The 18299-nt window shown below is 60.2% G+C and carries 17 protein-coding genes; 10 read left to right on the top strand and 7 right to left on the bottom strand.

Annotated features, from left to right (window positions below):
• Nucleotides 1-143 precede the first annotated feature (143 nt).
• From DXD24_RS00295 to DXD24_RS00310, 4 genes are all read right to left on the bottom strand, one after another.
• Complete coding sequence (locus tag DXD24_RS00295) at nucleotides 144-1286, bottom strand: diguanylate cyclase (RefSeq protein ID WP_158550099.1); 1143 nt, start codon at nucleotides 1284-1286, stop codon at nucleotides 144-146.
• 190 nt (nucleotides 1287-1476) lie between these two features.
• Nucleotides 1477-2499 carry a 2-keto-3-deoxygluconate permease gene (locus DXD24_RS00300; protein ID WP_117645720.1) on the bottom strand — a complete coding sequence of 341 codons (1023 nt, stop codon included), beginning with the start codon at nucleotides 2497-2499 and terminating at the stop codon, nucleotides 1477-1479.
• A 141-nt stretch (nucleotides 2500-2640) separates the two neighbouring features.
• Nucleotides 2641-2964: an AzlD domain-containing protein gene (locus DXD24_RS00305; protein ID WP_117582902.1), complete on the bottom strand. Its 324-nt coding sequence runs from the start codon at nucleotides 2962-2964 to the stop codon at nucleotides 2641-2643.
• Entirely contained in the window at nucleotides 2954-3646 is a 693-nt protein-coding gene (locus DXD24_RS00310) for an AzlC family ABC transporter permease (protein ID WP_117645722.1), read from the bottom strand. The genes DXD24_RS00305 and DXD24_RS00310 overlap by 11 nt, the downstream gene beginning before the upstream one ends.
• A gap of 126 nt (nucleotides 3647-3772) precedes the next feature.
• Here DXD24_RS00310 and DXD24_RS00315 point away from each other — a divergent pair, with 126 nt between their 5' ends.
• Nucleotides 3773-4585: an HD domain-containing protein gene (locus DXD24_RS00315; protein WP_117645724.1), complete on the top strand. Its 813-nt coding sequence runs from the start codon at nucleotides 3773-3775 to the stop codon at nucleotides 4583-4585.
• Here DXD24_RS00315 and DXD24_RS00320 read toward each other — a convergent pair.
• The 3 genes from DXD24_RS00320 to DXD24_RS00330 are packed head-to-tail and all read right to left on the bottom strand — an operon-like array spanning nucleotide 4582 to nucleotide 8207.
• Nucleotides 4582-5787: an electron transfer flavoprotein subunit alpha gene (locus DXD24_RS00320; RefSeq protein WP_117563499.1), complete on the bottom strand. Its 1206-nt coding sequence runs from the start codon at nucleotides 5785-5787 to the stop codon at nucleotides 4582-4584. The genes DXD24_RS00315 and DXD24_RS00320 overlap by 4 nt on opposite strands.
• Nucleotides 5788-6603: an electron transfer flavoprotein subunit beta/FixA family protein gene (locus DXD24_RS00325; RefSeq protein ID WP_089573320.1), complete on the bottom strand. Its 816-nt coding sequence runs from the start codon at nucleotides 6601-6603 to the stop codon at nucleotides 5788-5790. It lies immediately after the preceding gene.
• A gap of 2 nt (nucleotides 6604-6605) precedes the next feature.
• The gene (locus DXD24_RS00330) at nucleotides 6606-8207 is read right to left on the bottom strand and encodes an FAD-binding oxidoreductase (protein ID WP_117645726.1); all 1602 of its coding nucleotides are present in this window, start codon (nucleotides 8205-8207) and stop codon (nucleotides 6606-6608) included.
• Between the two features lie 346 nt (nucleotides 8208-8553).
• Between DXD24_RS00330 and DXD24_RS00340 the strand changes: the two genes are divergently transcribed.
• From DXD24_RS00340 to DXD24_RS00380, 9 genes are all read left to right on the top strand, one after another.
• The gene (locus DXD24_RS00340; RefSeq protein WP_089573322.1) at nucleotides 8554-8850 is read left to right on the top strand and encodes a hypothetical protein; all 297 of its coding nucleotides are present in this window, start codon (nucleotides 8554-8556) and stop codon (nucleotides 8848-8850) included.
• Nucleotides 8847-9356, top strand: coding sequence for a hypothetical protein (locus tag DXD24_RS00345; RefSeq protein ID WP_117629648.1), 510 nt, complete (start codon nucleotides 8847-8849; stop codon nucleotides 9354-9356). Before DXD24_RS00340 ends, DXD24_RS00345 begins: the two co-directional genes overlap by 4 nt.
• Nucleotides 9357-9446: 90 nt before the next feature.
• Entirely contained in the window at nucleotides 9447-10040 is a 594-nt protein-coding gene (locus tag DXD24_RS00350; protein ID WP_117645729.1) for a hypothetical protein, read from the top strand.
• Nucleotides 10041-10086: 46 nt separating this feature from the next.
• A complete protein-coding gene (locus DXD24_RS00355; RefSeq protein WP_147325188.1) occupies nucleotides 10087-10302 on the top strand; it encodes a hypothetical protein in 216 nt (71 codons plus the stop codon).
• 18 nt (nucleotides 10303-10320) lie between these two features.
• On the top strand, nucleotides 10321-11751 hold the full coding sequence (locus DXD24_RS00360) for a hypothetical protein (RefSeq protein ID WP_117645731.1): 1431 nt from the start codon (nucleotides 10321-10323) through the stop codon (nucleotides 11749-11751).
• Nucleotides 11752-11869: 118 nt separating this feature from the next.
• Entirely contained in the window at nucleotides 11870-12586 is a 717-nt protein-coding gene (locus DXD24_RS00365; RefSeq protein ID WP_187361837.1) for a DUF554 domain-containing protein, read from the top strand.
• Nucleotides 12587-12673: 87 nt separating this feature from the next.
• The gene (locus DXD24_RS00370; protein WP_233502275.1) at nucleotides 12674-14428 is read left to right on the top strand and encodes a TerB N-terminal domain-containing protein; all 1755 of its coding nucleotides are present in this window, start codon (nucleotides 12674-12676) and stop codon (nucleotides 14426-14428) included.
• Nucleotides 14421-15725, top strand: coding sequence for an ATP-binding protein (locus DXD24_RS00375; RefSeq protein WP_117645733.1), 1305 nt, complete (start codon nucleotides 14421-14423; stop codon nucleotides 15723-15725). The genes DXD24_RS00370 and DXD24_RS00375 overlap by 8 nt, the downstream gene beginning before the upstream one ends.
• 116 nt (nucleotides 15726-15841) lie before the next feature.
• Entirely contained in the window at nucleotides 15842-18286 is a 2445-nt protein-coding gene (locus DXD24_RS00380) for a DEAD/DEAH box helicase (protein WP_117645735.1), read from the top strand.
• Nucleotides 18287-18299 lie beyond the last annotated feature (13 nt).

Consider the following 18299-nt stretch of genomic DNA (forward strand, 5'->3'; position numbering starts at 1 on the left):
AATGCACTGGTTCTCGTTGATTTCGCACCGAGTCGCGGCGGCAGACGCCCGTCTTGCCGCACCGCGCCTGGGCATTATGACCGGTGGCCCCCACAAACGCAAAAGGAGCGCACGACCATCGCAACGGTCGTGTGCCCCTTTTCCTAGCGTATCTGAACGCCGGCTTTCTTCTTCTCGCGCTTTACACGGTAGAGCTCCGCGTCGGCAGCACGAAGCAAGTCTTGCCAGGTATCGACGCCATCACCAACCCGTGCGTAGCCGATGGACATCCGCAACAGATACGGAACCTCGGCGCGCGCGAGCTCATCGTTGATTGTCGCGCACAGATGCATGATATCCTGTTCCGCCACTGCCTTTTGGAGCACCACGAACTCATCGCCACCATAACGTGCGATAAAGCCGCCAGACGCCGAGCAGACTTCTTTGAGCGCAGCGGATATGACCTGAAGAGCGTGGTCGCCCTCCACATGCCCATAGCGATCGTTAATCTGCTTAAAGCCGTCGGCGTCCATCATAAGCAGATATACATCTTCGGCCTGATCCACATTTGAGAAGAGCGACAGCATATAGGTCTCAAAACGGTTGCGATTGTTAAGTCCAGTCAACGGGTCGGTCGAGATGAGCTGCTCCTGGTAGATGATGTAGAGCAGCAACATGCTAATCATTATGCCGACACAAAGGCCGGGCAGCGAGTATACGACCTGAAAGGTACCGCCCACCAGGGCCGGAATGGCGAAAAATGCCAAGGTTCGATAGATGGCCTTCGTCTGCAGGCTCTCGACCCTGCGAGATTGCACAAACGCATGCAGGGACGTATGTATAACGTAACAGTAGCTGACGATGGGCTGGATCATATAGGCAAAGCCGCGACGATACACGCCCTGCGAATCGATATAGAACAGGGCGTGCGTCCAGTAACTGGTAAACGCCAGCACGACCACCAGAGCCGTAGGCAACGCTACAAGCACCACCCTATAGCGCGAGGTCAAAAGACGAGAACCCTGCACCGTCTCGGAATAGATAAACCAAATGAGACACGCGATAGCAAAGAGCGAAAACGAAACCGCGTTGGAAATCCAGTTGGCAGCAATGCCCAACGTGCCGTCCACACCGTCCGAAAGCGTCCAGATCATATCGAATAATATGTACGCGGCAGAGGCGTAGCCAAGCATGCTAAACAATAGCTGCTGGGTGCTCGAGAACAAGGAGCGACGACTTCGCACGGCAAGCCCGATAAGAACAATCATGCATAGCACGAATATCTCAATCTTGAGTGCCTTAACCACTAGCGCCATCCCTTCAATACCCAAGTGGTCAGAATCGCCCAATTCGAATCAGGGCAATAAACACCCCTTTACTCCGCAGGGGTAAAGGGGATAATAGCAGAGCGCCCGAACATCACTGCAAAACAGTTTCTGTTCGGGCGCCCATACGGCGCGAATTGCACACGCCGGCATCATTGATGGGTATCGATTGCTACTCGCCATCGATGTCAGTCGCGACGGCCTCCTCGATGGCCTCGACACCGACAGGCGACAGATCCTCCTTGCCTTGGCAGAACTTCTTGTCGACCCAGCCAGTCAGAATCGGAGCCATGATCGCCGTGATGATAACGGCGGTGGCGATCTGAGCGTACGCGGTGGGCGCAAGCTCGGCGTAACGCGGTGCGACCTCGGCGAGGGCAACCGGTGTGGTCATAGCCGTGCCGGCAATGGTGGAGCAAGCCACAGCGGCCTTGCCATTGCCGCCGCACAGACGCTCGAACGCAAAGGTGATGGGACCGACGACAAACAGCGTGACAAGGCCCAGCAAGATGCCGGAAATACCGCCGGTGATAAAGCTCGACAGGCTCATGGACGCACCGAGCTGAAATCCGATGACGGCAATCGCGGGATTGGCACCGGGAACCAGCAGGTTCTTGATAAACGGGAACAGGTTGCCCAGAACCATGCCAATAACGAGTGGCAAGATGGAGCCGATAATGGTGCCAATGGGAATGTTGGCGAGGCCGGAAACACCGAGGATGATCATCGTGACGGCGGGGCCAGCCGTAAAGAACAGGATACCGACGGCGCCCTGCTCGGACTCATCGCCGAACTCGCCCATGATGCCCGTATAGAGCGCCATGTTGCAAAACGTGATGCCGCCGATGATAGACACGGAGCTCAGACCCAGGAAGTTGTCGTTAAAGAAATATGCCACGCCCAGGCCGAGAGCCGCTGCGACGACCAGCTTGGGGATCAGCACGACGATACCGGTCTTGATGGCACCCGGCGTGGACTTAAAGCTGATGCCGGCGCCCACAAACAGCAGGATCGCGGCGACGATGGTATTGGAGCCACCGCGGCAGGCAGCCGTAAAGAAGCCGCCGATCTCAAAAACCTGCGGGCAGAAGGTGTTGAGCAAAAGACCGACGATCATCGGATAGATCATGATGTCGCCCGGGATGCGCGGGACCTTGAATTTCTTTTGCTCGTTGGCGGTCGCTTCCTGTGCCATGAAACCCCCATTTCCGCTGACGGGGTACAAAAGCCCACGTCACGCTTTGCTACAGTAAAGTTTGACCATGGTACCAGAAGAAATAGACCAGCTCGGTGAAAAATTGGATTCGTTGGCCGGGATGCTAAACGTGTCCCGCTCTTATACGAGGCTCAAAACGATATAGAGCACGATGCCCGAAACACAGCACCACAACATCGACTTTGTCCTGATTGCCACCACCACGACGCCGGCAGCCGCAATCCAGGGAACCAAGGCAGGCCAGAGTCCCGCGTCGAACGCCCCGGGGCTCACCAAGTCGTTGGCGACCAGCGCGGCAAAGGCAGCGGGCGGGATATAACCCAGGGCCTCGGTAATGCGGGGCGACAGCGTTCTCCCGCGCAAGGCAAACGCCGGCGCGATGCGAAAGAACGCGATAGCAGCCCACGACGACAGCCACAGAACCAAGAACTCGTTAACGGGCATCGCGGGCACCTCTTCCGTCTAATACAGCATCGCACGCCAGCGCAATGGCAATGCCGACCACGACGCTTGCCGGCACGGCAATATTCGTGAGGCCCAAGAACTTGCATACGGCGACGGACACCGCGCCCGAAACCGCCGCGACAACGTTGCCGCGCGACAGCCGCTGCGAAAAGAGTAGACAGATAAAGAGCGACGTGCAGACGAAACTCGCAATAGCGGTGGGAACATCGACAACGGCACCGACGATGGCACCCATCGTGCACGAAGCGCCCCATGTCGCGATGAGGATCACGTTGAGCACGAAGGATTCGCGCGGGCCCCAATCCTCCCCCTCAACCAGCTTGGCAAGCGAGATGCCGTATGCCTCCTCGGTGAGCGTCGCGGCAACAGCCAGCGTCTGACGCTTCGAGGCGCCCGCCAGATGGGGTGCGATCGATGCCGAGTAAAGAGCGAAGCGCGAGGAGATGGCGGCGACGCTCGCGATAATCGAAGGTGCCGGTACGCCCGCCAGCCAAAGATTGCAGATCATAAACTGGCCGCTGCCCGTCACAAACGTGCTGCTCAGAGCAAAGACCATCCAGGGCTCCATTCCCGTCTGCCCCATGATCATTCCGCACGGCGCGCCTATTGCAACATAGGTAAGCATCACTGGCCAGACGATTTTAAAGATCCTAAGGACCATGCCACTCCCATTCTGGTAAGTCGTCTGCAGCGCGCCTTGCAACGCAGCAGAAATATCAACCGGTGGCAATAAAGTTCACCTACAATTGCCACCGGATCGAAAGACACAACTTTTTAGGAAGTCATTATGACAGCTATCGATCGAGACCGGGCGCGCGCGGCCTTCAAAAGCTACACCGATGCCTACGACGCCACCAACCCACGCATCGCGCTCAAAATCGAGCATACGTACCACGTGGCCGAGGCATGCGATGCCGTAGCGCGCGAGCAGGGCTGGTCGTCAGAAGATATTGACCTGGCATGGCTTTGCGGCCTGCTGCACGATATGGGCCGCTTTGAGCAGCTGCGACGCTGGGACACCTTTAAGGACGCCGAGAGCATGAGCCATGCAGTGCTGGGCATCGAGGTCCTCTTTGGCGAGAATCCCGCCGATGCACCCGCCGTAATGAGCATCCGCGACTTTATCGATGACCCGGCAGAAGATGAGCTCATCCGAGCGAGCATCGCCTATCACAGCGATTTCCGTCTACCCGCACAGCTCGACGAGCGCACGCGGAGCTTCTGCGACATCGTGCGCGATGGCGACAAGATCGACATTATGCGCACCATCGCCGACAGCACCGTCGACACCGTCCTCAAGGTGGATGAGGACACGTTTCTCGCCAGCCACTTCTCGACATCGGCGCTTACCGCCTTTGACGAGCACCGCTGCGTCGCGCGCGATGAGCGCGATGAGCCCGCCGACTTCTTGGTGGGGCTTATCTGCTTTATGTTTGAGCTCGTCTATCCGGCAAGCCGCGCGCTGGCGCGCGAGCAAGGCGATATCTACCGCCTGCTCGACGCGCCCTTTGGCATTACGCGGCCCTTTACCGACCCCGCCACGCAGGCAACCTGGAGCCGCCTAAAGGACGAGATGCGCGACTGGCTGGCGCGTGCCTAGCGCTCAAACTGGGCCAGCAGCTCCTCGACGACCTCGACGGCATCACCGACAACCTTGTACTGGGCAGCACCAAAGATGGGGGCATCCGGGTCCTCGTTGATGGCGATAATGCACTCCGCCCCACCGATGCCGGCAAGATGCTGGATGGCGCCCGAAACACCGATACTCACGAGAAGCTTGGGCGAGACCGATACACCCGTCTGGCCAATTTGGTGGCGATACTCCAACCAGCCTGCCTCCACAATGGGACGCGTGCAACCAAGCTCGGCACCCAGGGCATCGGCGAGCTTTCGCATCAGGGGCAGATTCTTCTTGGAGCCGATGCCGCGGCCCACCACGACCAGACGCTCGGCATCGGCAATTGAGGCCTGCTGTCCCCACTCCTCGGCGGGAATCGAGATCTCGACGCGGGCCTTAACGTCATCCGCAAGCACTACCTGGGTAATCGTGCCGGAGCGGCTATAGTCAAACTCGGGCGCCTTAAAGATGCCGGGGCGCACCGTTGCCATCTGAGGACGGTGGTTGGGGCAGATAATGGTGGCCATCAGGTTGCCGCCAAACGCCGGGCGCGTCTGCTGCAGCAGACCCGTCTCCGTATCCATAGAAAGCACCGTGCAATCGGCCGTAAGACCCGTCTGCAAGCGCACGGCCACACCGGGCGCCAGCTCGCGACCAAAGGCGGTCGCGCCGTACAGAATGGCCTCGGGCTTGCGCTCGGCTACCAAATCGCAGATCAAGCGAGCGTAGACCTCCGCGTCGTTCTGACGCAGGCGCTCGTCACGACAGACCAGAACTTCGTCCGCACCGGCGCAAATCAGATGCTCCAGGTCCCCGAGTGAGCCCTCGGGGCTCATGCCGACCAGTGCCACCAGACGGCAGCCGCGGGCATCGGCAAGCTCGCGCCCCTTGCCCATGAGCTCGAAGGCCACGGATGCAACGGCATCGTGCTCGTCAGTCTGCACGAAGATCCAGATGTCTCGATATGCGTCAAGGTCTGCCGCGCCGGCGGCCTCGTCGCGCTCAATCGAGATGGCGTTGACGGGGCAGGCGTCGACGCACCCACCGCACAGGATACAGCCGTCGGTTACGCGGGCACAGCGATTGGGGCGCTCACCCTCCACCACAATGCCGCCCGAGGCGCAGGCGCGAACGCAGCGACCGCAGCCGATACAGGCTTCGCTATCGATAATCAGCCCGCTCATCTATGCCATCCCCTCAATAATCTTGGCAAGTTTTACCGCCTGCTCGGACGCCGTTCCCTCAACGGCCTCGCACGTTTGGTCACGGTCGGGCACAAACGAGCGCACGACCTGCGTCGGTGATCCGGCAAGGCCGCAACGCGAGGGATCGGCGTTTACGTCGGCAGCGCTGGCCACACGCACGTCTGCATCCTCGGCCGCGCGAATACCGGCAATACTCGGCATGCGCAGCTGGCCAATCTCCTTGGCGGTCGTCATCGCACACGGCATCTCCAGGTACACCGTCTCCTCGCCGGCATCGCAGCCGTGAACGAGCGCCAGCGAGCCACACGTCGTAAATCCCGCGCTCTGCACACAGCTCACGTCGGTCACGCAGGGGACCCCAAAGGCGCCGGCCAGCTCGGGGCCGATCTGGGCCGTATCGCCGTCCACTGCCATCTTGCCGCAGATGAGCAGGTCAAAGTCCTCATCGAGTGCCTCGATGCCGCATTTGAGGGCATAGGTGGTGGCTAGGGTATCGGCGCCCGCAAAGGCGCGATCGGTCAGCAGCAGCGCGTCGTCGGCACCGCGGGCGATGCAGTCGCGCAGCAGCGATTCGGTCGCGGGGATGCCCATCGACACCACCGTCACACGCACGTCCATGCCAAAGCCGATAAAGTCGTCCTTCAGCGCTAGCGCACATTCGAGGGCACTTGCATCGAAGGGATTAATGACCGCCTGCTTGCCATCACGCACGATAGTATTGGTCTTGGGGTCCATCTTGACCTCGGTGCTTCCGGGCACCGCCTTGACGCACACCACCATATGGAAATCACTCATCTTCACGCGCCCCCTTTCTGGACGAGTTCATCCAAGAGCTTCTCCGTAAACAGGCTGCCGCGACCCAGCTGGCCGGCAGGATCGAGCTGGAGTTTGAGACGCGCCGACTCGACCATGGCCTCGTGACCGTACATCGTCTCCAAGAAGCCCGCCTTGATCTTGCCGACGCCGTGCTCGGCAGAAACGGCACCGCCCATGGCCGTGACCTCGGAAGCCCACTGGGCAAAGAGTTCTCCACCACGACGGTAGTCTTGCGCATCGCGCGGCAGGATGTTCACATGCAGATGGTTGTTCCCGATGTGTCCCCAGGCAGCAGACTCAAGCCCGCTTTCGGCCAGCGTGCGGCGATAGAGGGCCATGACATCGGCAAGGCACGCATTGGGCACCGACATATCCGATCCCAGCTTGGTAATGGTGGGGTCGATGCGGCGACGCTCGTCAATGAGCATATTGACACTCTCGGGGACCGCGTGGCGGAAGAACCGCTGGCACTCGCGATCGACTTCGGTGCGGGCGACCCATGTCGCATCGTCGCGGCCGCCCGCAAGCTCCAGCACCCATCCCAGGTGGTACAGCTCCTCGGTCGCCTGCGCCTCGTCGTCGCAGTCGAGCTCCACGTAGACACAGACCTTTGCCTCGTCGTCGAGCGCCGGCAGCGAGGCAAACGCGGTCGACTGCTCGCGCCGGCGACGCAGGATATCCAGGGCGCCAGCATCGAAATACTCAATAGCGGCGGCATGGGACAGCACGGGACGCACGGAATCGGTAAAGGACACGGCCTTGTCTTCGCTATCGAAAAAGCAACTCACACCCCATACGACCGAAGGTGCCGCCTGCAGGGCGATCTCGAGCTCGGTAATGACGCCGAGCGTGCCGCACGCACCGATAAAAAGATCGATGGCGTCCATATCGTCCGCAACAAAATACCCCGAGGCATTTTTGGTCTTGGGCATGGTGTAGTCAGGCAGATCAAGCTCGAATGTATGACCCTCTGCCGTCACGAGCGACAGGTGGCGGCCCCGTGCAAAAACCTCGCCACGGTGAAGCTCGAGCAGGTCGCCATCGGTCAGCACGACATGAAGGCCCGTGACGTGAGGGCGCATGGGGCCGTAAGCGTAGCTGCGGGCGCCGGAGGCGTTGCATGCCGCCATGCCGCCCAGACAGGCAGATGCCTCGGTGGGATCGGTGGGAAAGAACTGCTCGGGGGACTCTTGGAACTCCTCGTAGGCCTCAAGCGATGCCTGGTCCCAACCAGCGGTCGGCAGTACCTTCTTGCTCAGCTGCTTACGCAGCTCCGAGAGCACAACGCCCGGCTCCACGCGCAGCAGAAATTGGCCTTGTTCATCGCGGCGAAGGCCCAAGTAGCGATTCATACGGGAAGTATTGAGGATATGCCCACCGTGGGGCACGGCACCGGCGGCAAGGCCGGTTCGGGCGCCCTGAACCGTTACCGGGACACGCTCGGCATGGAGCGTTTCCAAAATGGCACGGACCTCGTCTTCCGTTGTCGGAAACGAGATGCTCGATGCTTCGCCCGATGCACGAGATTCATCGCGGCCATACTCTTCGAACTCATCGGTGAAGGGTTTAATGGTTGCAGACACGCGAACTCCCCCTTTAGCTAACTACAGTGTTTGCAGGGAGATGTTACCGCATCGTTTCGTCGACGTGTTCGAGACCGTCTCCATAATTGGCGATTTTTACGTTTGTGCAATTCGGCGAACGGCAAGGCTTCCTCGGCAGACGATGCTTTTGACACATATCGCCCCGCCGTCGCCGGCCGCTCGATTGTCGCTCGAAAAAAGTTGAAGTAATTTTTTTCACCTTTTACCTGCGGAGATGTCAATCCGTCAAGCATTTGGTCAGAAATTGGTCAAGTAGCGGCTGATACGGTCGGCGTCGACAGCCAAAACCGATAGAAGTTTTGGCCCCAGAAGCAGGGAGGTTCCCATGGCATATTACTGGCCCCAGTACGGCGTCGCCATCGAGGTCGACGACGATCCCTATCTCCTGCCTTTCGACGAAGAGGCGTTCCCCGATACGGCGGTCTACCACGTCACCACCGATGTTATCTGCGACCCCGAGTCGTTCTCGGCGCTCGCCCACCACATCGCGCGTATCCACGACATCGAGCTCCCTCACGACTTTGACGAGCTCATCTACTCGCGCCGCCTGATGCTTCACATGCTCTTTGGAGCGGACCCGTCCACGTTCGCACGTGTCTACACCACCAAGGACGCCGCATGAGTGCGAAGAAGCCGCCCCGCCTCGCAGGACTGGGGCGTCGCAAGAAACTCGTCGTTGTCTGCCTGGCTATCGCCTGCGCCCTCATCGCCGTAGGGCTATACGCCTGGCAGTCGCAGCCCGTGCCCGAAGCGGGCGCCTCAGTCACGACGGCAGAGGGTAAATCGCGACAAGAAATCCAAGATGAGCTCGATGCCATCGTCCGCGACAACATGATGACGATTTCGGTCGCGCCGGTCGCTCAGCTACAGGAGGACGGCAAGCTGCGCGTCAACGTGCAAAACGTCCAAGACAATAAATTTCCCCAGCGATTCCGCGTCATCCAAAACGACGAGACCATGTACGAATCCGGTGTGGTCGAGACCGGCAAGACAATCGAGACGTGCCCCGCCGGCGACATCAAAGAAGGAGAGGCATACATCGAGATCCAGGCACTCGATGCCAAGACTCTCGACAGCCACGGCAATCCGACACGTGTCAAGGTACGGGTTGAGCAAGCCGAGAACTAGCTTTTTCGGCCGACGCGACACCGCACGCAATTCACCAGCATTCGTCCAATCATCGCGGGGACGGCCCGCGGCGAATAGAAAGGAACGACCATGGACATCACCAGGAACATGAACGGAGCCAGAGCGCTCGTCGTGGGCGCAGGGCTCGCGCTCGCAATGGGCGCCGCCCCGACGCCAGCTCTGGCAGCCGGGCGCGTTGGAACCACGAAAGTAATGGTCAGGACCGAGATCGACAACGTAGAGTTCAAAGTTCCGACGGTTATTCCCTTCGTCGCCAAGGCCGACGGCACGCTTCAGGGCCCCTCAGAAGACGCGACCACCATCGACAATCATTCGGCCTACGGCATCCATGTCACCAACATGAAGATCGACGCCATGAACACCTGGACCATTGCCGCCGACGCCAAGGCCGGAACCGCGCAGAATTCCATCGACTTTAAGGTCGGCCCCGACGGCGCACTCCAGAACGCCAGCGCCGCAATGCAGGAGACGGGCCTCGATCTTTCCAAGAATGCAGCCTTCGACATGGGCTACCAGGGCATTGCCGGCGGCACGGACAAAATTAAGCTCAAGACAAGCGGAAACGTCGCCCGCGTCACGCGCGACATCTTCCGCGTAACCGGCGAAGGCGATCAGGTTGCAACGATCACCTGGACGGTCGAGCCCGGTGCGCACACGGCATAAGGCCGTCGCCCTGGCCGCCGTCAGTATCCTAGCGTTTGGGCCAGCCATGGCCTTTGCCCAGCAAGAACAGGCGCAGGCCGCCACGCAAGTGACGGTCGACCTCTCGGAGCTCGACCGCGGCAACTGCAAGGAACCGTTGGCACAGACAGACGACAGACGATGGCTCTTGGCAGCAGGCGCCACGGCAGCAGGTGCGGGAACCGCCGGCCTCGGTCTGCACATCAAACGCAGCCAGAAACGAAACACGGACAGGCCGCACTAAATTAGCTAAGGAGACCCCATGGCATCGAAGAACCTTTTGCCCGTCGTCGCACTCTGCGGCGCGCTCGCAACCGGAACGCCTGTCGCCGCTTGGGCGACTCCCGTCATGGCAGACTCCTTACCAGCAGCCCTAAGCTCCGCACCAAATCCGTCGAGCGCCATTGCGTGCAAGCGTTTTTCGTTCGCACAGGCCGCAATCTCAACCTCGGGATGCCTTCGTCGTAATACGGACGGCTCGATAGTCGTGGATATCAATCGTTCGAACAAGGCAAACGGCTCCCAGGCGGGGTGCGCCGTCTGCACATGGCGCTCGATTGTGCTCGATGCAGATGGCGATCCGTGCGATTTGGGGTTGCGCATCGATATCGCTTCGGTCGATGACTCGGCGAACGGAGCGAAGGTCGCCTTCGACGGTGCGTTTTTCGAGAAAGGAGGCGGTATATGTCTGGGCTGCGCCGCCGCGAATGCAGACGATGTGCAGCCCACCCTCTCATTCACGGCATCGCTGCGGCTGACCAAGGCGGGCACCGATGCCATCGCGGCGGGAGAAGCATCCCTGCTGTTCTACGCCGTCAGCACCAAAGACACAGACGCTCATTTCGAGAAGTCAGCCGGATCACTCAGCCTTACACGAGGGATAGAGGCAGGCCCTATTGAAATCGATGCCCACGCGCAAAGCAGGCAACGCATTCTTGCCGACCCGGCGCTTCTCGAAATGGAGTGGAACGGATCCGGAGCCATCGGGATTGTCCCCTCCGCGCTTGACGCCAAGACGCTCCCCTCAAACGACGAACCCATCAACGCAACCATACAAGAAGAGAGCACGGACAAAGAAGCAGGTGCGGGCGACACGCCGTCGCCGACAAACAGCGTCCCAGCTTCTTTCGAAGCACCGAATGAGCCCGCTACCGGTCCAAACGATCCCGAGCTCGCGGACAGTCTGGGACTTGCTGATCCTCAGGAGATCGATGAAGGTAACTGCTGCGTGCTTGCCGCCCTCGACCACACAGAGGTCATCGATGCTGCAAACATCGAAGTTGCCGCCGCCAATCAGCCCGTCCGCAAGTCGGCCATCATCGCATTTCCCGAATCCATCGAAGTCGTCTTTTTGCCATCAGGCGAGGTCGTGGCCCCAACACTGCTCACCTTGTTGGGCGCCAAGAATACTCGAAACGAAATTAAAAAGGTCACGGTTGTCGACCCTGCAACCACCGCTAAACTGCGTTTATACGCCGTTGCCCCAGACGGAGGCAAGACCTTGGAATTCGATGGCGACACACTTCTAGCCTGGCGACGTCTGGACATTATGCAAGACGTCTCGTATCAGATCGAACTCGAAGGGTTTGATCGTGCCCGCGATGCCAATATCATCGCCGCGGCTATTGAATCCCCACAGCGGCTTATGACACTGCGCTTTGACTACTATCCCTATGTCCCGACAACCACCTGAGGCTTAAATGCTGCGCATCATTCCTAATACCACTTATATAACGTATTAGATGAGTCGCGATGTGCCTCGCATTTCGTTCTGCTACGATTGCCACGTTGGCATCAATACAGGAGGGCTCATGCCGGGCTTGGGAACAATCATCAACGTTGCGCTTTTAGTTGCGGGCGGTCTTTTGGGATTAGCGGGCGGCCGCTTCATTACACCGCGCATCCAAGACACGCTCATGAAAGCATCGGGGCTGTGCGTCCTGTTTATCGGCCTGGGCGGCACCATGCAAAAGATGCTCATCATCGATGGAAAGGCGCTAGCGACCACCGGTACCACCATGCTCATCGTCTCATTTGCGCTCGGTTCGCTCATCGGCGAGGCCATCAACTTGGAGGCCTCCATCGAGAACCTTGGCGAATGGCTCAAGCGCAAGACTGGCAGTGAGGGCGATAACGAGTTCACCAACGCTTTTGTCTCGACTTCACTCACCGTGTGCATCGGCGCCATGGCCATTGTGGGATCGATCCAGGACGGCCTGCTCGGCGACTGGTCAACGCTTGCCCTCAAGGGCGCACTGGACTGCATCATCGTCTGCACCATGACGGCCTCGCTTGGCCGCGGCTGCATCTTCTCCGCCCTGCCCGTCGCCGTGTTCCAGGGGACGATCACGTTGTTTGCCGGCGCGCTCTCCCCCATCATGACCACAGCAGCCCTCAACAGCCTTTCGCTCGTAGGCTCCATGCTCATCTTCTGCGTCGGCGTCAACCTCATCCGTCCTCAGACCTTCCGCACGGCCAATATGCTTCCCTCCGTCGTCATCGCCGTCATATACGCCCTCCTGTTCTAAATCTATCAACGCAGCGGTATCTCGAACATCTGTTTGATGCTGTGCTATGATATGAGGTCACCGTAGCTGCGTTCGAGAGGAGGAGCGGTGGCCGACCAGGACATCAAGATGCTCATCGAGCGCATTATGGCCGAGGCCCGGACCCATCAGTCCGCCCGCTTCTCAAACGAAACCTACGCAGACGAGCCGATTCTCAAAACCGGCCGACAGATGCAGAATTTCCTCCCCGACCAGTACCGTAAAATGCGCGAGATATCGCGCTGGCAGGATGACCCCAAGGGCGGTGCGGGCCGCTGGCTTTCGGAAGCCGAGCTTTTTTACCGCCAGGGCCTGCTGATGGCCGACTTTGAGGACGACTGTCCCTACAACGGCACCTTTAAGTCGTACTTTCCCACCTACAACGCCATGAGCGACCGGCAACTGCGCGGCTACTTTACCTGGCGTGCCCAAGTGCGCCGCGGAACCGTCGAGGAAACGTCTACGTCCTTTGCCTTTCTGTATCTCTATGAGCTGATCTGCGGCATTGGCGTAGATAATCCACTCGATGGTTTTAACAAGATCAAGGCTTTTTGGGATGTCTATCGCGCCTTCGAGCCCGGCATCGACCGGTTTGCGCGCGTGTGGCTGCAAGATTACGCCGTGTTCCACGGGCTCGACCCCAAGCTGCTTCGCGACTCTAAAACCGTCATGTTCGATAACGCCCTTATCGAACTGCGGCGCGCGGCACGAGACCTTGTACCGGCACCGTCCGGCCAGACCCCTAAGCGTCGCAAAACCTCCGAGCCCACGCTCCCCCTTCCGCCCGATGAGGTGCGCGAGGAGCGACTCATGGCCGCCATCAACGCCCTCTCCACGTACAACCTAAGTAGCTCGCGGCTCGACCGCAGCCACCACCGCGATCTGCGCCACGTGGCGTGCGCCGTGTATGTCCGCATGGCGCGCTACTATGACACGCACCGAAAGACCGGCATCGTGGCAAGTTTATTTGGGGAGGAGACGGCCATGCCCTACACCATGTTTGCCTCGGCCGTATTCTTTGCGCCCGAGCGCCACGAGGACTGCGAATACCGTCTGGACCCCATCCATATCTACCGTTGCCAAAACGGTTTTTGGGAATGCATGCGGATTCACGGCAGCAGACAAAAGAGCAGCAAACTTGGCGAGATGATGCGCGCCTGCGACCAACGCCTGCGCCTGGCCCTGGACCCTGCCCATCCCCTTAAGGAAGAAAAGGTCCCCAAATATCTGGCCAAGATTATCGATGACGAGATTGTGACATGGCTTTCGTGGGACGCTGCACACCAGCCCGTCAAGATCGATATCGATTTGAGCCAGCTGGGGCACATTCGGAGCGCTGCCGCACAAACGCGCGAAGCGCTTTTGATTGACGAGGAACGCGAGGACGGCGCGTCCGCAGAAGCCGAGGCAGCGGACTCAGGGCAACCGGAAGCCGAGCCCGTAGCCGACGCGACGGTCGAGGCGGTCGCGGCGGCCGCAGGGCAGGACGAGTCCGACGAGCCGACCATATCCACCGAACAGTTTGGTGTCGTGGCACCGCTTCTCGCGCCGACGCCCGCGTTCGCAGCGGCTGCGCCCGCTGACGCCACGAACGAACTCGCGCTCGCCGCAGACGCCTATCTCCGCGCGCTGCTCGAGCACAACGCAGTACAGGCGGAATCGGCGGTAGTGCAATCGGAGCAGAGCGAGGACATGCTCGTCGATACCATCAACGAGGCGCTCTTTGACCTGGTGGGCGACACCGTAATTGAATTTAGCGCGGCAGGGCCGCAGATTATCGAGGACTACGAAGCAGACGTGAGAGGATACCTAGACCATGAGTGATACCGCATCCGCAGCACCTCGCGTGCCCAAGCGCGTCGCTGCCGTCATTCTCAACTCGCTCAAGGGCGGCGTGGTCCCGCGCATCGGCCTTCCTTACATCACCGTAGGCCGCGAGGTCGAGATCCGCGCCCTGCTCACCGATCTGAGCCTCATCGCCGACGGTGGCGCGAGCTTCCGCTTTCTGGTCGGTCGTTACGGCGCCGGCAAGAGCTTTTTGCTCCAGACCATCCGCACGCACGCCATGGGCGAGGGATTCGTCGTCGCTGATGCCGACCTGTCGCCCGAGCGCCGCCTGCAGGGCGGTCAGGGACAGGGCCTTGCCACCTACCGCGAGCTCATCCGCAATATATCGACCAAGACGCGCCCCGAGGGCGGTGCGCTCAACCTTATCCTAGATCGCTGGGTCGCCTCATGTGCCGACGTCGACGAGTCGGTCGTCAATGCCCAACTGGCCCCGCTCGAGGAGATGGTCCACGGCTTCGACTTCACCCGCATGCTCCGCCGCTATCGCATGGCCGCATCCGGGGGCGACGAAGAGACCATGAGCCGCGTGACCAAATGGATCCGCGGCGAATACCGCACCAAGAGCGAGGCGCGCGCCGAGCTGGGCTCCTCGACCATCATCAGCGATGACGACTGGTACGACTACGTCAAACTCATCGCGCGTTTTTTGGTTTGCAGCGGCTACAAGGGCATGCTGGTGCTCATCGACGAGCTCGTGAATCTGTATAAGATTCCCAATGCCATCACGCGCCAGTACAACTACGAGAAGATCCTGACCATGTACAACGACACACTTCAGGGCAAGGCGCAGTACCTGGGCATGATCATGGGCGGCACGCCAACCTCCATCGAAGACCGCCGCCGCGGCGTGTTCTCCTACGAGGCTCTGCGCAGCCGACTCGCTCAGGGTCGCTTTGCGCGCCAGGACCTTAAGGACATGCTCGCACCCATCATCCGCCTGCAGCCGCTCACCTACGAGGAGCTACTGGTGCTCATCGAAAAACTCATGCAAATTCACGCCGGCTACTTTGGCTGGACGCCCACGCTTACCGAGAACGACTTGGTGGACTTCCTCAAGATCGAGTTCGGTCGTGTGGGAGCCGACACGCATCTGACGCCGCGTGAAGTCATTCGTGACTTTATCGAGTTGCTCGACATCCTATGCCAAAACCCCGACGCCAACGTGGCCGAGCTGCTGCAAAGCGTCGGCGGCGACGCGCTGGCGCCGGCAGCCGCAACAGGCGACACCGATACCGCAGGCGGCGACCGTAACTTCGCCGAATTCACCATCTAACCTGCCAAAAAGGGACAGGTTTATTTTGGCAGGCTCTATCTGGGCAAACGTTGAAGCAGTAATGCAGCAAGCCACTGCCCGCCGCGTTGAGAGATTCGCTTTTGAAAGGAGGCCTCGTGAACGCCTTTGACCGCTACGCCCCGTTTATCCAAGACTTCATCTACTCCCACGATTGGGAGAGCTTGCGCTCTATCCAGGTTGCGGCAGCTGATGCCATCTTTAACACGCAAGATAATGTGCTCCTGACGGCATCCACGGCTTCCGGCAAAACCGAGGCAGCCTTCTTTCCCATCCTGACCGAATTTTGGGAGAACCCGCCCGCGAGCGTGGGCGCCCTCTACATCGGCCCCCTCAAAGCGCTCATCAATGATCAGTTCGTCCGTCTCAATGACCTGTGCGAAGAAGCCGACATCCCCGTCTGGCACTGGCATGGCGATGTCTCGCAGTCGCACAAGGCCAAGCTCATCAAAAAGCCAAGCGGCATCTTGCAGATTACGCCCGAGTCGCTCGAGGCGCTCTTAATCCATAAGCACATGGCGATCCCGCGCATGTTCTGCGACCTACGCTATGTGGTCATCGATGAGGTCCACTCGCTCATGCGCGGCGACCGTGGCGGGCAGACGCTCTGCCTTATCGAGCGACTCTCGCGCATGGCCGGCGTACAGCCCCGACGCATTGGCCTTTCGGCCACCATCGGCGACCCCGAGCGCACGGGCGCTTTTCTCTCGAAGGGAACGGGGCGCGACTGCGTTATCCCCCGCTTTGAGGAACCGCGCCGCGTGTGGCGCATCTCCATGGAGCACTTCTACAACTCGGGCCCCCAGGCTCAGCAACGAGGATTCGTAGGCACAGGTCCACAAGAAGCCGAGGTGCTTGCTTGCGAGCGTATTGAGACGGCGGCGCCCGCGGCGCTGCCCGCATCCGGACAAGACATGTGCCACAGCGGACAGCTTACACAGGAAGAACACCGTCAACGTCGTGAGCAGGCGCGGGACAAGGCCGCTCCCAAAGACCGTCGCACTTCCTCGGCCCCCGAGGGCGAAGTCGACATCCCACGAGCGACCGAGCAGGCGCTTCTCAACCCCACCGACACGGCGCCCGACAACGCCGACCCCGGCATGGGCTATATCTTTGAGCATACGCGCGGCCGCAAATGCCTGGTCTTTGCCAACTCGCGCGAGGAGGCAGAGGCCGTGTGCTCCATGCTGCGCAGCTACTGCGAGAGCCGGCACGAGCCCGACCGTTTTCTCATCCATCACGGCAATCTTTCGGCATCGCTACGCGAGACGGCCGAGGAGCTCATGCGCGACGAGGAGCAGACGCAGACAACCGTCACCACCTCTACGTTGGAGCTCGGTATCGATATCGGCCGCCTGGAGCGCGCCTTCCAGATTGACGCGCCGTTTACCGTCAGCTCCTTTTTGCAGCGCATGGGGCGCACAGGCCGTCGCGATCTTCCGCCCGAGATGTGGTTTGTCATGCGCGAGGAAGAGCCCGAGCCGCGCACGATGATGCCCGAAACCATTCCCTGGAAGCTCCTGCAGGGTATCGCGCTCGTACAACTCTATCGCGAGGAAAAGTGGGTCGAGCCACCCGAGCTCGATCGTCTCCCCTACAGCCTGCTCTATCACCAGACTATGTCGACCCTCGCCAGCACCGGCGAGCTCACGCCGGCCGAACTTGCCCAGCGCGTGCTCACGCTCAGCTATTTCCACCGTGTCTCGGCAGACGATTACCGTGTGCTGCTACGTCACCTCATTAAGATCGACCATATCCAGGTCACCGAAGGTGGCGGGCTCATCGTGGGTCTCGCGGGCGAGCGCATCATCAACAACTTTAAGTTCTACGCCGTGTTCCAGGAAAACGAGGAGTTTACCGTCCGGAGCGAATCGGCTGAGCTGGGCACGATCGTTAATCCGCCCCCGCCCGGTGAGCGCATCGCCATCGCCGGACACTGCTGGATTGTCGAGGAAGTGGACTGGAAGCGCCACACTGTCTTTGCCACGCAGGTCAAGGGCCGGGTGCCGGCCTACTTTGGCGACTGCCCCGGCGACATTAACACGCATGTGCTCGAGCGCATGCGCAAGGCGCTCAACGAGCACGCGACATATCCGTACCTTATGGGTAACGCACGGGCCCGCTTGGCGCAGGCTCGTCATACGGCCGAGATTTCGGGGGCGGGAACCAAGCCGCTCATTAACCTGGGCGGCGATACCTGGGTGCTCTTCCCCTGGCTGGGCAGCTACGCCTTTTTGGCGCTCGAGCGCATGCTCAAGATTAAATGTGCCGCGGAGCTGGGCCTTCGCGGGCTCGATCCGTCACGCCCGTACTTTATGCAGTTTAAGATGAAGGCCGATGAGGAGACGTTCTTTGAGGTGCTCGCCGCCGAGGCCGAGAAGGACTTCGATCCCATCGAGCTCGTCTATCCTGGCGAGGTGCCTTACTTTGACCGCTACGACGAGTTTGTTCCCGAAGAGCTCGTGCGCAAGGGCTTTGCCGAAGGCGTGCTCGACATCGAGGGTATGAAGCAGCGCGTTCTCGGCTGGCGCGACCACGCCTAAGACCAGTCTTTTT

The sequence above is a fragment of the Collinsella sp. TF12-2AT genome (genome assembly GCF_003436735.1).
Taxonomy (GTDB): domain Bacteria; phylum Actinomycetota; class Coriobacteriia; order Coriobacteriales; family Coriobacteriaceae; genus Collinsella.

Bases quoted from the DNA above. Each gene is read 5' to 3' on its own strand.
- DXD24_RS00300 (WP_117645720.1), bottom strand. From the start codon at position 2,499: ATGGCACAGGAAGCGACCGCCAACGAGCAAAAGAAATTCAAGGTCCCG.
- DXD24_RS00305 (WP_117582902.1), bottom strand. From the start codon at position 2,964: ATGCCCGTTAACGAGTTCTTGGTTCTGTGGCTGTCGTCGTGGGCTGCT.
- DXD24_RS00310 (WP_117645722.1), bottom strand. From the start codon at position 3,646: ATGGTCCTTAGGATCTTTAAAATCGTCTGGCCAGTGATGCTTACCTAT.
- DXD24_RS00315 (WP_117645724.1), top strand. From the start codon at position 3,773: ATGACAGCTATCGATCGAGACCGGGCGCGCGCGGCCTTCAAAAGCTAC.
- DXD24_RS00320 (WP_117563499.1), bottom strand. From the start codon at position 5,787: ATGAGCGGGCTGATTATCGATAGCGAAGCCTGTATCGGCTGCGGTCGC.
- DXD24_RS00325 (WP_089573320.1), bottom strand. From the start codon at position 6,603: ATGAGTGATTTCCATATGGTGGTGTGCGTCAAGGCGGTGCCCGGAAGC.
- DXD24_RS00340 (WP_089573322.1), top strand. From the start codon at position 8,554: ATGGCATATTACTGGCCCCAGTACGGCGTCGCCATCGAGGTCGACGAC.
- DXD24_RS00345 (WP_117629648.1), top strand. From the start codon at position 8,847: ATGAGTGCGAAGAAGCCGCCCCGCCTCGCAGGACTGGGGCGTCGCAAG.
- DXD24_RS00350 (WP_117645729.1), top strand. From the start codon at position 9,447: ATGGACATCACCAGGAACATGAACGGAGCCAGAGCGCTCGTCGTGGGC.
- DXD24_RS00355 (WP_147325188.1), top strand. From the start codon at position 10,087: ATGGCCTTTGCCCAGCAAGAACAGGCGCAGGCCGCCACGCAAGTGACG.
- DXD24_RS00360 (WP_117645731.1), top strand. From the start codon at position 10,321: ATGGCATCGAAGAACCTTTTGCCCGTCGTCGCACTCTGCGGCGCGCTC.
- DXD24_RS00365 (WP_187361837.1), top strand. From the start codon at position 11,870: ATGCCGGGCTTGGGAACAATCATCAACGTTGCGCTTTTAGTTGCGGGC.
- DXD24_RS00375 (WP_117645733.1), top strand. From the start codon at position 14,421: ATGAGTGATACCGCATCCGCAGCACCTCGCGTGCCCAAGCGCGTCGCT.